Origin of the sequence: Citrobacter sp. NCU1 (genome assembly GCF_010231475.1) — a bacterium.
In the GTDB taxonomy this organism is placed as follows: domain Bacteria; phylum Pseudomonadota; class Gammaproteobacteria; order Enterobacterales; family Enterobacteriaceae; genus Citrobacter_D.
This window is the reverse complement of record NZ_NRDO01000041.1, coordinates 39,721-54,636: the sequence shown is the minus strand read 5'-3', so window position 1 is coordinate 54,636 and position 14,916 is coordinate 39,721. Positions and strand designations below refer to the sequence as shown.

Annotated in this window: 12 protein-coding genes; all 12 read left to right on the top strand. The window is 56.0% G+C overall.

What is annotated here, in order from left to right; translation table 11 throughout:
• The first annotated feature begins 9 nt into the window (after positions 1-9).
• The 12 genes from CJP72_RS13785 (at position 10) to CJP72_RS13730 (ending at position 14,743) form a co-directional block, all read left to right on the top strand.
• Positions 10-984, top strand: a complete 975-nt coding sequence (locus CJP72_RS13785) for a hypothetical protein (RefSeq protein WP_162381934.1) — start codon at positions 10-12, stop codon at positions 982-984.
• Between the two features lie 9 nt (positions 985-993).
• Positions 994-1,806, top strand: a complete 813-nt coding sequence (locus CJP72_RS13780; RefSeq protein ID WP_162381933.1) for a type VI secretion system accessory protein TagJ — start codon at positions 994-996, stop codon at positions 1,804-1,806.
• Positions 1,799-2,362 carry a type VI secretion system baseplate subunit TssE gene (gene tssE, locus CJP72_RS13775; RefSeq protein ID WP_162381932.1) on the top strand — a complete coding sequence of 188 codons (564 nt, stop codon included), beginning with the start codon at positions 1,799-1,801 and terminating at the stop codon, positions 2,360-2,362. The genes CJP72_RS13780 and tssE overlap by 8 nt, the downstream gene beginning before the upstream one ends.
• 2 nt (positions 2,363-2,364) lie before the next feature.
• On the top strand, positions 2,365-4,236 hold the full coding sequence (tssF, locus tag CJP72_RS13770; protein WP_162381931.1) for a type VI secretion system baseplate subunit TssF: 1,872 nt from the start codon (positions 2,365-2,367) through the stop codon (positions 4,234-4,236).
• Positions 4,233-5,276 carry a type VI secretion system baseplate subunit TssG gene (gene tssG, locus CJP72_RS13765; protein WP_162381930.1) on the top strand — a complete coding sequence of 348 codons (1,044 nt, stop codon included), beginning with the start codon at positions 4,233-4,235 and terminating at the stop codon, positions 5,274-5,276. The genes tssF and tssG overlap by 4 nt, the downstream gene beginning before the upstream one ends.
• A gap of 35 nt (positions 5,277-5,311) precedes the next feature.
• Entirely contained in the window at positions 5,312-7,927 is a 2,616-nt protein-coding gene (gene tssH, locus CJP72_RS13760; RefSeq protein WP_162381929.1) for a type VI secretion system ATPase TssH, read from the top strand.
• 26 nt (positions 7,928-7,953) lie between these two features.
• Positions 7,954-9,363, top strand: coding sequence for a serine/threonine protein kinase (locus CJP72_RS13755; RefSeq protein ID WP_162381928.1), 1,410 nt, complete (start codon positions 7,954-7,956; stop codon positions 9,361-9,363).
• Positions 9,364-9,400: 37 nt separating this feature from the next.
• Complete coding sequence (locus tag CJP72_RS13750; protein WP_162381927.1) at positions 9,401-10,867, top strand: phospholipase; 1,467 nt, start codon at positions 9,401-9,403, stop codon at positions 10,865-10,867.
• 2 nt (positions 10,868-10,869) lie between these two features.
• Entirely contained in the window at positions 10,870-11,625 is a 756-nt protein-coding gene (locus CJP72_RS13745; RefSeq protein WP_162381992.1) for an ankyrin repeat domain-containing protein, read from the top strand.
• Positions 11,626-11,672: 47 nt separating this feature from the next.
• The gene (locus tag CJP72_RS13740) at positions 11,673-12,143 is read left to right on the top strand and encodes a hypothetical protein (RefSeq protein WP_238340073.1); all 471 of its coding nucleotides are present in this window, start codon (positions 11,673-11,675) and stop codon (positions 12,141-12,143) included.
• A 128-nt stretch (positions 12,144-12,271) separates the two neighbouring features.
• Positions 12,272-14,200, top strand: coding sequence for a type VI secretion system Vgr family protein (locus CJP72_RS13735; protein ID WP_162381926.1), 1,929 nt, complete (start codon positions 12,272-12,274; stop codon positions 14,198-14,200).
• A 93-nt stretch (positions 14,201-14,293) separates the two neighbouring features.
• Entirely contained in the window at positions 14,294-14,743 is a 450-nt protein-coding gene (locus CJP72_RS13730) for a YfhO family protein (protein WP_162381925.1), read from the top strand.
• Positions 14,744-14,916: the final 173 nt, after the last annotated feature.

Sequence of the window (14,916 nt, the reverse complement as noted above, 5' to 3'; positions counted from 1 at the left end):
AGGATTGATATGAAAATTTGGCTATCGGGTTTGGCGCTTCTGGCGGTGGCTACCACCGCGCAGGCTGAAAACTACCGCATCGTACAGTCACCTGCACAAAAGCTGGATATCTGGATCGACGACATTAAAGACAAAACGCCGCAGAGCTGGTGTAAGTCTGAGGTGGCGTTGCGCATTGTGGCGAACGGCAATAAAGAGGTCGCTGTCCTCGAAAATTTTGTCCCGCGTCTTGGCGCGTTGCTGAAAAACCAGTGCGGCAAGCTGGATAAGCTGACGTGGAAGCTGAACGATCCCTCGGGCGCAACGCTGGCGCGGGGCACGGCAAGCAAGGCGCAGGACTGGACGTTGGTGGTCAAACAAGAAAAGACGGCCACCGCCCGCGTCGAATTACAACCGCCTGAGCTCAACCCGGAATTGCACTCGGTTGCCGCAGACCGCACACCGTGGCAGGAATTTACGTTGCAGGATGGCTGCCATCTGCGTACTTACTGGCAGGGCGGCACTTCCGCGCCCGCGTTGTTTATTCCGGACTCCGACACCACGCGCTGCGAAAACGGCAGTTGGCTGAGCGGCCATACGGTCATCTCTCAGGCCCGTAACGGGGCTAAAAAAGAGATGCCCGTCACCTGGATCCACGGTTTCCCGGTGATGGGGCTGAGCGAGAAGGTGAATCCGGAAAAGGCGCTGATCACCTCCGTCAATAAAGAACGCATGGTGTTTAGCACTCAAAACAGCCACCAGAGCTGGATGCTCCTGCCTTATGACCCGGCGCTGGGTGGCTGGAAGATAGACGGCACGGTCGCCGTAGAAATTTCCCGCGAGATGGCCAGCGACGATGCGAAGCTACAGGCGCGTATTAAGGCGGTTAAGCAGACCTGGAGTCCGTGGCTTGCCCCCGGTACTTCTCTCAATATTGTCCTGATTGACACCCTGCGCCCTCAACTGCGCGATCCTGCTATTGGCACCTGGCGCGCGGCGAATTAAGGAACAGCTATGAATACGCTTAATCGACATCTGGCGGGCGAGTCGCTTAACGACGCATTACTTCGCCTTGAATCACAAATCAAAGCCCGGCCTGCGGACGCCGACCTGCGCGCCGCCTTCGTGCAGTTTTTAACGTTAAACGGAAACTGGGGGCGGGCACTGACCCAGCTTAAGAGCTGGCAGGCGTTGAAGCCTCAGGCGCAACCCACCGTGACGCTGCTTGAACAGTCTATTCAGGGCGAACAGCAGCGCGCACAGGTGTTTGCAGGCGCGACTCGCCCATTGATGCCTGAAACGCAGTGGCCGTGGCTGACCACGCTCGCCGCCGCGCTCACGGCCAGCGGCGAGCACGCGCGCTCGCTACGTCTGACGGCGCTGGAACAGGCGCAGGCGAGTGCGGGTCAGCTCGCGTTCGACAATGAACAGACGCAGAATTTCGACTGGCTGATGGACGGCGATGCCCGACTGGGCCCGGTGTGCGAAACGATCGTCAACGGCCGCTATTTCTGGCTACCGTTTAGCGCCATTGCGAAGATCCAGTTTCAGGCGCCTGCCAGTGTCACGGATCTGGTCTGGCGTCACGCACTGGTCTGCCTGACCGACGGCAGCGAACAGGTCTGCCAGATTCCCGCGCGATATCCCTTTGCCAGTGACGCGGCAGATTCCGTCAAACTGGCACGTACCACCGAATGGCTGCCGCTTGATGACGACGGCACGCTTTATGAGGGACAGGGGCAGAAAGCCTGGCTGAGCGAGCAGAGCGAAAATCCGCTGCTCTCACTGAGCCTCGTCACGTTTGCCGCGGACGCGACCAATGAGTAATCCTGCAGGTGAAGGCGATCTGCTGCGCAGCGGCTGGCGCGCCCGTAGCGGGCAGGAAAACGTCGGCGCGCGCGACAAAATGCAGCCCTCGCTGCTGGATCGTCTGACGGATAACGCGCCGGAACAAAAACGCGAGTCGGCCAACAGTAACCTGATTACCCATGCTGCGCTGCGTCGCCATGTGCTGCGGGATTTGCAGTGGCTGTTTAACACCATCAATCACGACGCGTCACACAACCTGAGCGCGTTGTCGCAGGTGAGTCGTTCTGTCGTGAACTTTGGTGTCGCCCCACTGGCGGGAAAGCGGATGTCGGATATCGAATGGCACGATATCCAGCGCAAGCTCACCGAAGCCATCCTTCATTTCGAGCCGCGTATTTTGCCCCAGGGACTACAGGTGCGCTGCGTCTCTGACACCTCCTCGCTGGATCTGCATAACGTTTTATCGATCGAGATAAAAGGGCGACTGTGGTGTGTGCCGTATCCGCTGGAGTTTCTGTTTCGCACCGATGTCGATCTGGAAAACGGTCATTTTGAACTCAAAGACGCGGGGTAATCATGGAAAGTAAACTGCTCGAATATTACAACCGCGAACTGGCCTACCTGCGCGAAATGGGAGCGGAATTTGCCGAACGCTATCCGAAGGTCGCCGGGCGGCTGGGCATGCGCGGCATTGAGGTGGCGGACCCTTACATCGAGCGGCTGATGGAAGGCTTCGCATTTCTGACTTCTCGCGTACAGCTGAAAATGGATGCGGAGTTTCCACGCTTTTCCCAGCGGATGCTGGAGATGATTGCGCCTAATTACCTGGCTCCCACACCGTCAATGGCGATTGCCGAGTTACAGCCCGACAGCAGTCGTGGCGATCTGAGCAACGGTTTCCGTGTTCCTCGCGGCACCATGATGGACAGCCTGGCGCTGAAAAAAAACGGCATCACGTGCAGTTATACCACTGCGCATGAGGTCACTCTGCTGCCGCTGAAAATTGAAAAAGTGACGCTGGGCGGTATTCCCGCCGATCTGCCGCTGGCGCAGCTTGGCCTGAGCCAGCGCGGCGCGTGCAGCGCACTGCGTATTCGCATCGCCTGCGATGGCCCACAACACCTCGGACACCTCGATTTTGACCGACTGGCGTTTTTCCTCAGCGGCCCGGACATCGAGGCGCTGAAGCTGCTGGAGTTGGTAATGGAGCATCACGTCGGCATTGTTTGCCAGACCCTGAGCGAGCAGCCATTACGCCAGCTACTCCCGGAAGAGGGGCTGCGTCAGGAGGGTTTTGAGCCGGAACAGGCGCTGCTCCCGGACGATCTGCGCAACTTTGACGGATACCGTCTGTTGCAGGAATACTTCGCGTTTCCGGCGCGTTTCCGGTTCATTAGCCTGAGTGGGATCGGTAAGCTCATTCAACGCTGTGAAAGCGAAAAAGCCTTCGATATTTTCATTCTGCTGGGAAAAACCGATGAGCAACTGGAGCGGGTGGTGGATGCCAGCCATCTGGCCATGCATTGCACTCCGGTCATCAACCTGTTCCCGAAGGTCGCGGCGCGCCAGAAGCTCAGCGAGGGCCAGCACGAATACCATCTGGTGGTGGATAACATTCGCCCGCTGGATTATGAAATCTACGCGGTAAAGGCTCTCTACGGTAGCGCCGACGGTCAGCGTGACGATCAGACGTTTCGCCCGTTCTGGAGCACCTGGAGTCAGGACGCGGGCAACTACGGCGCCTATTTTTCCCTGCGCCGCGAACAGCGCGTCCTCTCTGAACATGCCCTGCGCTACGGCACGCGTACCGGTTATGTCGGCTCTGAAGTGTTTGTCTCGCTGGTGGACGAGCGGCACGCGCCGTGGCAGGACGCCCTGCGCTATATCTCCGCTGACGTCCTGTGCACCAGCCGCGATTTACCCCTGATGCTGCAACAGGAACTGGGGCAGTTCATCATGGCTGACTCCATGCCGGTCAAATCCCTGAAACTGCGAAACGGCCCGACGCCACCGCGCCCGGCACTGGCGGAAGGGTTTAGCACCTGGCGGCTCATCAGCCAGCTACAGATGAACTACCTCAGCCTGATGGACAGCGAAAACGAAGAGGGCGCGGCGGCGCTGCGTCAGTTGTTGGGGCTCTATGCAAGCCTGGCGGAGACGCCGGTTGCGCGCCAGGTGGACGGTGTTCGCCACTGCGTGCTGGTGCCGGTACACCGTCGCGTACCGGAACCCGGCCCGGTGGTTTTCGCCCGCGGAATTGGCATCACGCTGACGGTGGACGAGCGCGCCTTTTCCGGGGCCAGTCCGTGGCTTTTCGGCAGTGTGCTGGAGCGCCTGTTTGCTCGCCTGGTCTCCATCAACAGCTTCACGGAGTTCACCCTGAAAAGCCAGCAACGCGGTGAGATTGGCTACTGGGCGCCGCGAATGGGGAAAAGGGCGCTGATATGAATGACGTTGTTTCCGCACCGCTGCGCGTGCATCGCCTGACACCGCTACCGGAGGCGTTCTGGCGCGACGTCAGGGAAACGCCGTGGCGCTATGATCTGTTTCAACTGTTACGGCGAATTGATGCCCAGGGCGGAGAACGTTACCCGCTGGGGCGCGCGCCGCTACCCAAGTTTGAGCCGTTACGCATTGGCCAGCAGCCGTCAATGGGCTTTGCGCCCTCGACGGTCGCGCACGTGCGCCAGCGTGAAGAAAACGGACTGCACGACGTCTCGATCCTGAGCTTCGGTCTGTTTGGTCCCAACGGCCCGCTGCCGGTTCATATGACGGAATATGCCCGCGAGCGAATTCATCATCATCAGGACGATAGCCTCAGCGCTTTCGCTGACCTGTTTCACCACCGTCTGACGCTACTGTTTTATCGCGCCTGGGCGGATGCGCAGCCTGCTGTCTCGCTCGACCGCGCTGACAACAGACGCTTTGAGGGCTATCTGGCTTCGCTGATCGGTATGGGGCAGCCAGGCCAGATGGAAAAAGGCAGCCTCAGTCCGCACGCCCGCTTTACCCACGCCGGACACCTGACCCGCCACGGACGCGATCCACAAGGGCTGGAGAAAATCCTGCGCCACTATTTCAGGGTGCCGGTGAAACTGGTCAGCAATGTGGCGCAGTGGATGCCGCTTACCCGGCGTGAACAGGCGCAACTGGGTGAAGGACGTCGCCTGCCGCGCATGGGGGAATCTGCCTTTCTCGGTAAAGCGGTGCGCGACGTGCAGCACAAGTTTCGTCTCGAGATAGGGCCACTCAGCGCCCAAGAGTACAACCAATTCTTGCCCGGTAGCGCCCAGGTGACGGCGTTGCGCGACTGGGTTCGCCAGTACTCCGGCCTGGAATATGAATGGGAAACGCGCGTGATACTGCGCGCCGGGGCAGTGAAGGGCGCAACGCTCGGTCGCGATGGGCAGTTGGGTTACAACATCTGGCTGGGTATTCAGCCTGAGCCCATCGCGCGCGGCGATCTGGTCTATCCCTCAGAACGGTAGTTTTTTCTCCAACATTGTTATCAACGGAACCGAACATGTCAGAAATCAGCCGTGCCGTTCTTTTCGGCAAACTGGACACGCAGTTATTTACCTCTCTGGAAAGCGCCACCGCGTTCTGCAAGCTGCGCGGCAACCCTTACGTTGAGCTGGTGCACTGGCTGCATCAACTGATGCAACAGCAGGATGGCGACCTGCAACAGGTGATTCGTCACTTTTCACTCGATGAACAACAGTTAACGCGGGATATTGTCGCCGCGCTTGATGCGTTGCCGCGCGGGGCCAGTTCAGTCTCTGATCTCTCCGAGCATATTGACAGCGCCGTTGAACGCGCCTGGGTCTTTGGTTCGTTGAAATTCGGCGTCAGCCGTATTCGTGGCGGACATCTGCTGATCGGCATACTGAAAACCTGGAATCTGGCGAACGTGCTGAAGAGCATTTCCACCCAGTTTAGCCGTCTCAACGTTGAGGTGTTGATCGCCCAGTTCGACGCCATCTGCGCACAGAGTAAAGAGTCGCAGCAGGCCGCTGCCGCAGTGGATGCGCCTGCCGGTACGCTGCCTGCCGCGCAGGGGACCCTGGCCCAGTATGGGCAGGATCTGACGGCGCGGGCCAGGGAAGGCAAAATCGACCCGGTGGTCGGGCGCGATGAAGAGATCCGCCAGATGGTCGATATTTTGATGCGTCGCCGGCAGAACAATCCGCTGCTGACCGGGGAAGCCGGGGTCGGCAAAACGGCGGTGGTCGAAGGTCTGGCGCGGCGTATCGCTGAAGGCGACGTGCCAGCGCCGTTGCAGAACATTCAGCTGTGGCTACTGGACATCGGCATGTTGCAGGCGGGCGCCGGGATGAAAGGTGAATTTGAGGCCCGTCTCCAGGCGTTGATCAATGAAGTACAGTCTAGTGCTGCGCCGATCATCTTGTTTATCGATGAGATCCACACGCTGATTGGCGCCGGTGGCCAGCAGGGAACCGGCGACGCCGCTAACCTGCTGAAACCCGCGCTGGCGCGTGGGCAACTGCGTACCATCGGCGCCACTACCTGGGCGGAATACAAAAAGTACATTGAGAAAGATCCGGCGCTGACCCGCCGTTTCCAGACGGTGCAGGTACACGAGCCGGACGAGGCGAAAGCCGTTCTGATGCTGCGCAGTACCGTGTCGCCGCTGGAGACGCATCATCAGGTGTTACTTCTCGACGAAGCGGTCAGCGCGGCGGTGAAGCTTTCGCACCGCTACATTCCGGCGCGCCAGTTGCCGGATAAAGCGGTCGCACTGCTCGATACCGCCTGCGCCCGCGTGGCGGTCAGTCAGAGCGCGCCGCCGCCTCAGCTTGAAGATTGCCTGCGACATCTCGCTGCGCTGGAGGTGGAAAGGGAGATTGCAGAGCGCGAGGCGCGCGTCGGTGCGGGCGAGCCTGAACGTGTCGCCGCGTTAAACGCGGCATACGATGAGTACGAAGCGCAGCGCGATGTCCTGACCCGCCGCTGGCATGAAGAACGTAGCCTGGTCAGCGAGATCGTTCGCCTGCGCGCCGCGTTATTTGCCGCCGGAGATGACGAGAGTTCCGAACTGCTCCGCCAGCTTGCCCAGCAGCAACAGGCGCTGAAAACGCTGCAGGGCGATGCGCCGCTGCTGTTTGCCGCCGTGGATGAAAACGTGGTGGCGGCGGTAGTTGCTGACTGGACCGGCATCCCGCTTGGCCGGATGGTGAAAGATGAAATCGATGCGGTGCTGAACCTGGCCGATACGCTGAATCAGCGGGTGATTGGGCAACGCCACGGTCTTGACCTGATTGCCCGTCGCGTCAGAACCTCACGGGCGAAACTTGACGATCCGAACAAACCGGTCGGCGTGTTTATGCTCTGCGGCCCGTCCGGCGTCGGGAAAACGGAAACTGCGCTGGCGCTGGCGGAATCGCTGTACGGCGGCGAACAGAACGTCATCACCATCAACATGAGCGAATTCCAGGAGGCGCACACTGTTTCGACCTTAAAAGGCGCGCCTCCGGGGTATGTGGGCTATGGCGAAGGCGGCGTGTTAACCGAAGCCGTACGCCGACGCCCTTATAGCGTGGTGCTGCTGGATGAAATTGAAAAAGCGCATCCGGACGTGCACGAGATTTTCTTCCAGGTCTTCGACAAAGGCTGGATGGAAGACGGCGAAGGACGACACATCGATTTTCGTAACACCATTATTATTCTCACCTCCAACGTTGGCACCGATCTGATAAGCGCCATGTGTGCCGATCCAGAACTGATGCCAGAACCGGACGCGCTCAGTAGCGCGCTGCGCCAGCCGCTGTTGCAGGTGTTTCCGCCTGCGCTGTTGGGACGTCTGCTGGTGGTGCCGTATTACCCGCTCAGCGACGAGATGCTGGGGCAGATCGTTCGCCTGCAACTTCGACGCATCCAGCGTCGTCTCGAAGAGAATCACACTATCCTCTCGACGTTTGACGACAGCGTTGTGCAACAGATTGTCCAGCGCTGTACCGAGGTGGAGTCTGGCGGACGCATGGTGGACGCGATTCTGACCAACACCTTACTGCCCCAGATGAGCCAGATTTTACTTACCGCCAGCCGCCGCGACGCGCAGTACCGACGTCTGCATGTCACCTGCGAGCAGGGCGAGTTTCACTGTCAGTTTGCCGCGTAATGCAATCATCAAGAGAACTGTTAAAGATGACGGATAATGATAACAATCGGACTGTCCCAAATGCGCTCCCTGTCGGGTATCGCTTTAATGAGTTTGAAATTAAAGAAGTGATTGGCGGTGGGGGATTCGGCATCGTTTATCGCGCCTGGGACCATCAGCTCGAACGCACTATTGCGATTAAAGAGTTTATGCCTGCCTCGCTGGCGTTGCGGGGCGATGACATGACCCTGGTGCTGCGCAGCGAGCGATTCAGTAAAGCGTTTTCTGCGGGCCTGAACAGTTTTATTCAGGAAGCCCGTTTGCTGGCGCGCTTCAATCATCCCAACTTGCTGCATGTGCTGCGTTTCTGGGTACAGAACGATACGGCATATATGGGCACGCTGTTCTACAGCGGCACCACGCTCTCGCGCTTGCGCGAAGAGAAGCCGGATCAAATTAACGAAGCCTGGATCCGCCGCATGCTGCCGATGCTGTTTGGGGCGATTAAGACGATCCACGATGAGGGCTATCTTCACCGTGACATCTCGCTGGATAACATTCAGATCCAGGAGAACGGCCTGCCGGTTCTGCTCGATTTTGGCTCGGCGCGCCGCACCATTGGCAATCTCTCCGACGAGACGGAAACCATGCTGCGCCCCGGCTTTGCGCCGATCGAACAGTACACTGACGATAACGAAAGCGAGCAGGGACCGTGGACCGATATTTACGCGCTTGGCGCTGTCTTACGCACGCTGATCGTTGGCTCGCCGCCGCCGGTCAGCGTAGTGCGTTCGATTCAGGATACCTGTAAGCCGCTGGTGGAATTACAGCCACAGGGATACTCGCTGCCACTGTTGCAGGCCATTGACCGCGCGCTGGCGCTACGCATGGAAGACAGACCGCAGTCTATCGACGAATTTGCGGCGCTTATCGAAATGCCGGTTGCGGGGATCGACGATGTGCTGAGCGCGAAAAAACCGGGCACCATGCTGGTGCCGGTTGAAGCGGAAAGCGTACCGACCACCGCGTTTGACTGGCGACGTTACCGGATCCCGGCCATTGGCGCTGCAGGCGTGCTTGTGGGGATGATAACGGGCGCGATGCTGTTCAGCGGTGGCCACGAGACGGAAAACCAGACTGCGGAAGTCCGTCCGGCGCAAACGCCGCCAGCGACCGCCGCCAGCGAACCGGTTGCGGTTCAGCAAACCGACACCGCACAGTCCGGGACGCCTGCGATTGCGGAAACCAGCCCTGTCGCGTTGATCTATATCCGTATGCTGGAAGGGGAAAATCTGCGGGTAAACGGCGAGCGTAAAGCGCTGCGCCCGGCAACCAACGGCTACGCTTCTCTCAAACTCCCGGCAGGAAAATTCACGATTGAATTGCAGGGAAGCGGTAAGACGCGGGCGCAAATCCTCGACATCGCAAAACCTGGCACCTGGCTGGTGAACCCGTAAACGAAGCGAGGCAGGGACTGGTTACAGGACGGAGCGCATGTATAACATCAAATTTATCTACCTTTTTAACGAGAATGTATCGCCCGCGTTATTTGCAAAAATCATCCGCCCGTCCGTCGCCGGACAGTGGGTGATGTCGGTGCCGGACCATTCGTTACGCTCGCTGTTTACGCGCTACGATTTACTTCACGCGATTACCGGGGCGAATCCGTATCAGTCCGGACGAGATACGCGAAAACTGATTGTGCAGGATCTCGATATGGGCAGGGTGGTGGCCATTGATGAAAGTCATCGTCACTGGTCGTCGGTGACGGACGTTTTCTATATCAATGAAAAAGGCAGGCTCCAGCCAGCCTCGCTCTCCGGACTGGGTTGGTATCCGGTGAGCACGATCGTCGACCGATACGAAACGATGGTGAGAACCTATGGTTCCCGCCCAACCCCCACGGTGATGCCAACGCAGGTGGTGAAAGCCAAAACGGCACAGGTGCCGGATCAGCCGACGCCGGGCAAAGAGGGTAAAACCTATGCCGCACAGTTACAGGAAATGACGAAGGCACAACGGTGGCAGGCGCGTAAAAATCTGATTAGTCAGGGCAGTAAAAGCCTGTACCCGGATGCGCAAATCGCGGCCAAACGACTGGCGGCCAATAATATCGCCGTGGAAAAAGCCAAACTCGCGGGGAATGTTTACAAGACCGTTAATCCGCTGGAAGCGACGCCGAACGTGCCGGAAGGGTGGAAGGATATTAGTAATGATGCCGCGTTACTGAATAAGTTTGGCCTGAAAAGCAAAATGCTTTACGACAATGAAACGTCGCCAGATTTTCTGGCGCGTGTCTATCAGCCCGATCCTGATGTTTTTGGCACTGACATGAACCCTACGCTGGTCTTCAGGGGATCTCGAGAACCCGGACTTGCGTCATTAAAAGACAACGTCTCTTCGCTACTGAGCAACGGGGAATTGGCACCGGTGAAAAACGGCGCTGATTGGGCAAACAATGGCGCGCAGGGCCTGGGTATGGAGTCTGCCTATTATCGAAATGCGGTAGGCATAGGAAATATATTGGCGAGCTCGGGCCAAAACATCGATATCGCAGGTCACTCGCTTGGCGGCGGGCTTGCGTCAGCAACGTCAATGGCCAGTGGTAAAGCGGGGTGGACATTCAACGCTGCGGGACTTAACAGTGACACCGTTGAACAATATGGCGGGAGTGTGCTGGGAAGCACGGACACTATTCAGGCCTATCGTGTAAAGGGCGAACTGCTGACCAAAATTCAGGAAGTGAATCTTTGGGAAGATTTAAAAACGGTGAAGGGACATGTACCAGCATTAATTCTCAAAGAAGAAATCTCTGCCCTCAGTCCTGACGCTGCCGGGATTGCACACGATCTGCCGGGCGGGACCGGAAGCGCGCTGGACCGTCATGGGATCGATCAGGCCATTAACGGTATTGAGCTGCAAAAAGACGAAGACATTTCAATCATCAGGAGTCGCCTGTGAAGATGTTTTTATTCGGCTGCTTCGTGCTGTGTTTTACGTTCATGATTCAGGGGTGCAAACAAGATATGGAATTAAATCCGCAGGATTATTTTAGCGGCCAACAACTCACATTAGCCAATGCAATTGAACACGGTGAAGTCGATGATGTTGTTAAACTGGCGTCAGAAACGGATTTAAACAAACCCGGAAAAGCGGATATGACCCCCCTGTTCTGGGCCATCATGAATGCTGTCGACGATAAGAAAACCCCCACGCAATTAAAGATGATTACCGTGCTGGTGAAGGCCGGTGCCGATCCGCTCCAGCCGCGCCCGGCGGGAAAAAGCAGCCCGGCGGAATACGTTTTAAAAGCCGACAGCGATGACTGGATTAAGGCGTTGCTTAACGGCGGTTTATCGCCGGATGCGAAAGATAAAACGTATAAAGAACCCATCATCTTTGAAACGATCAAGGCCAAAAATACCCAGACGCTGGCAGCGATGCTTGATAAGGGCGCCAATATCAATATCACTGACTCGTTAGGCAATACGCTGCTCATTGAGGCGTTAAATTTTGGCAAATACGATCATGTGTTGTTATTGCTCGATCGCGGAGCCGATGCTGAAATTCGGGGTCACGGTGGCTGGACACTGACAAGCCTGCTGCAACGCCATTTGGATAGCGCAAAAGAAGGCAGCGAACAATATCAAATGCTGACCAAAATCAAAGAGACGCTGATCAAGCATGGTGGGAAATGGCCACCTGCGTCAGTGAAATAACATTCTGAGTGAATATCAATTATCGCCGATAAGGATAAGAGTAAGTCATGGCAATGGATACCAGAAATAATATGAAGCTAAAAACTAAGGTGTTCTATTTTTGGGGAAGCATGGATGTGCTAGCTATTTTGATATATTGCACTCATGTATTGTGGCAAGGTGGGATCCCATTTATTACAGATATTTCGTCTTTTAATCACATCAGTGGGAATGGGACTGTTACAGGAAGCGGTATCTACAGCACCATTGTTACACTATTTTTTGTTCTTAACGTGATCTTATTCGTATCTCTGTTCATTTCTGCCTGGCTTTTTTTCACACGAAACCGTTATGCAATCCGGTTTGCTTTTATTCAAGAAGTGCTTCGTTTTACTTCATTTCAATGTTCTATTTCGGTGTTTCCATTAATGGCGGGTTTGTCAGAGCCGGGGAATCTATTTTTAAATATTTATTTGTTCGTGGTATCTGAAGTGGTGAAAATTGCTTCCCTTATTTATGTGATTAAATCAAGCAAATGAATTTTGGATTTTATAGCGAAGATATTATTAAGGCTGAGGGGCGATGACAGGCGAATGCCTTGAATCACGTCATCAGACATCATGCGTTACCACTCACTCTCAGCACAAACCATTACGGAATAATGATTATGCTTAACCGAATTACCGTCCAGCTCCCGGTTGAGGGGCTGTTGTTCTGGAAACTGTCTGGCCGCGAGGCGATGTCTGAGTCGTTTGCCCTGACGCTGACACTGCTTGGCACGGACGCGCGCATTGACCGCAGTAAACTGCTTGGACAGCCAGTGACGGTGACGCTCCCAACGCAGAGCCTGCTCTCGCCGCGCTACATCAACGGTAAGGTGACGCGGGTGGCGGTCAGCGCCGTGGAACTGACGGGAACCCGTTACGCGGTCTACCAGCTGACGGTAGAGCCGGATCTGTGGCCGATGAAGCGCGACCGCAACCTGCGTATCTTCCAGGGCCAGACGGCGCCGCAGATAGTGAAGACGCTGCTCGGGGAACACCAGGTCAATGTCGAAGATAAACTGACCGGCAGCTATCGGGTGTGGGACTACTGCGTGCAGTATCAGGAGTCGAGTCTCGACTTTATCAGCCGCCTGATGGAGCTGGAGGGGATCGCCTTTCACTTCCGCCACGAGGTGGACAAACACACCCTGGTGCTGACCGATGCCGCGACGCAGCATCTGCCGTTCAGTGGCTATGAGGTCATTCCGTACCACCAGACGCCATCGGGTGGCAGCACGGATGAAGAAGGCATCAGCCAGTGGGCGCTGGAGGACAGCGTGACGCCGGGGATTTACAGTTTGGACGACTACGACTTCCGCAAACCGAATGCGTGGCTGTTTCAGGCACAGCAGAACCCGGCTTCACCCCAGCCTGGCAGCATTGACGTGTACGACTGGCCGGGGCGCTTTGTGGATCATGGTCACGCCGAGTTCTATGCCCGCATCCGCCAGGAGCGCTGGCAGGTGGAGCACCAGCAAATTCAGGCCACGGCGACGGCCGCCGGTATCGCGCCGGGGCACACGTTTACCCTGAGCAACGCGCCGTTCTTCAGTGACAACGGCGAGTATCTGACCACGGCGGCGAGTTACCATTTTGAGGAGAACCGTTACGCGAGCGGAGAGGGGGAAACCATTCACCGCACCGACTTCACGGTTATCCCGTCATCGGTGGCGTATCGACCGGCGCAGACCACGGCGTGGCCGCGCACCTACGGCCCGCAGACTGCGAAGGTAGTGGGGCCGCAGGGGGAGAGTATCTGGACGGACAAATACGGTCGGGTGAAGGTGAAATTCCACTGGGACCGTCTGGCGAAAGGCGATGACACCAGTTCCTGCTGGGTGCGAGTCTCCAGCGCCTGGGCAGGCCAGGGCTACGGCGGGGTGCAGATTCCGCGCGTGGGTGACGAAGTGGTGGTGGACTTTATCAACGGCGATCCGGACCGCCCGATTATTACAGGACGCGTGTACAACGAAGCGAGCATGCCGCCGTGGGCACTGCCGGCGGCGGCAACGCAGATGGGGTTCATGAGCCGTAGTAAGGACGGGTCGGTGGACAACGCCAACGCGCTGCGCTTTGAAGATAAGGCGGGTGAGGAACAGGTGTGGATCCAGGCCGAACGTAATCTGGATATTAACGTTAAAAATGATGAATCCCATTCGACAGAAAAAAACCGCACCCAATATGTGGGGGAAAATGAAACCCTGCGGGTGGCAAAAAACCAGCAGGCGGGGATCAAAGGGGACATCATTTGTCTGGCAGGAAAAAGTCGCAGCGATAAAGCCGTGAATAACTATACGCTTTCTGCGGGCAGTACTTTACGACTGGAGTGTGGCGAAAGTGCGATTGAATTATCGAAAGATGGCAGCGTTAATATTATCGGTAATAACTTCAATTTCACCGCGAAACAGCAGGCACAAATTAATACGCTTTCTGGCGAACTGCATTTAAACCCGAATGGCGGAAGTAATGCTATCGATCCGCCAGGGGCAGCCCATCAGGCAGAGCTTCAGCATGAAGTGGACAGTTTTTTTGTGTTTAATGCCAGTAAGTAAGCGTGCCTACAGGGTTGACGCTATTTTTTAGAAAGCAGTAATCGTTTTACCCGGTGCCTTTACAGGCACCTTATCGGATATCAAAGCGTATTAATGGAAAATAGTGTCATGCATTGGTTTTTCTTTATGATTTTTTTAATTCTGACGTTGGTCTTTATCTGGGACGGGAAAGACAGCTTCTCAAAAAAACAGTGGTTCACAACGGGGTTACTGCTTGTTGCCGTACTGATTGCGACGGTCGTGATTAGCGTTATCTTTAAATGGCTGTCGCAATCTTTTTCAATGTTTTCAATCGTAACCGCCAAACAGTATTCTGTTATTTTCTCAATGTCACTCCTGTGTATGTGGGGTTTGAAAGTCGTTGTGGTGCTACTTTGCACACTTTTTTCTGGGATCATGGAAGGTCATAGAACTCACAATTCTGCAAACTATGAGAAATTATCTTCCATTTCTGGGAAAGTCGCTCCTGGCTTACTTATCGTCGTAAAGGGTTCAGTTTCTGTTGGGACTTTCCTTATATTTTCAGGTCTGTGGCTTAAATAAGAGTGAGGAGTGAGGTGATGACATGGATTTAGATAAAAATACGGTTATCCTCAACAGAACAAAAAGCAGGAGTAAGAGATTCGATAAAAATTTTGCAAATGTCTCTACACATCTCCAGATAAAGAGATGTTGCATCACAGTATTTTCTTCCTTATGCAATAAAGTCTGTTGAA

Excerpts from the sequence above, each read along its gene's own strand:
- CJP72_RS13785 (WP_162381934.1), top strand. The coding sequence starts at position 10 with ATGAAAATTTGGCTATCGGGTTTGGCGCTTCTGGCGGTGGCTACCACC.
- CJP72_RS13780 (WP_162381933.1), top strand. The coding sequence starts at position 994 with ATGAATACGCTTAATCGACATCTGGCGGGCGAGTCGCTTAACGACGCA.
- tssE (WP_162381932.1), top strand. The coding sequence starts at position 1,799 with ATGAGTAATCCTGCAGGTGAAGGCGATCTGCTGCGCAGCGGCTGGCGC.
- tssF (WP_162381931.1), top strand. The coding sequence starts at position 2,365 with ATGGAAAGTAAACTGCTCGAATATTACAACCGCGAACTGGCCTACCTG.
- tssG (WP_162381930.1), top strand. The coding sequence starts at position 4,233 with ATGAATGACGTTGTTTCCGCACCGCTGCGCGTGCATCGCCTGACACCG.
- tssH (WP_162381929.1), top strand. The coding sequence starts at position 5,312 with ATGTCAGAAATCAGCCGTGCCGTTCTTTTCGGCAAACTGGACACGCAG.
- CJP72_RS13755 (WP_162381928.1), top strand. The coding sequence starts at position 7,954 with ATGACGGATAATGATAACAATCGGACTGTCCCAAATGCGCTCCCTGTC.
- CJP72_RS13750 (WP_162381927.1), top strand. The coding sequence starts at position 9,401 with ATGTATAACATCAAATTTATCTACCTTTTTAACGAGAATGTATCGCCC.
- CJP72_RS13745 (WP_162381992.1), top strand. The coding sequence starts at position 10,870 with ATGTTTTTATTCGGCTGCTTCGTGCTGTGTTTTACGTTCATGATTCAG.
- CJP72_RS13740 (WP_238340073.1), top strand. The coding sequence starts at position 11,673 with ATGGCAATGGATACCAGAAATAATATGAAGCTAAAAACTAAGGTGTTC.
- CJP72_RS13735 (WP_162381926.1), top strand. The coding sequence starts at position 12,272 with ATGCTTAACCGAATTACCGTCCAGCTCCCGGTTGAGGGGCTGTTGTTC.
- CJP72_RS13730 (WP_162381925.1), top strand. The coding sequence starts at position 14,294 with ATGGAAAATAGTGTCATGCATTGGTTTTTCTTTATGATTTTTTTAATT.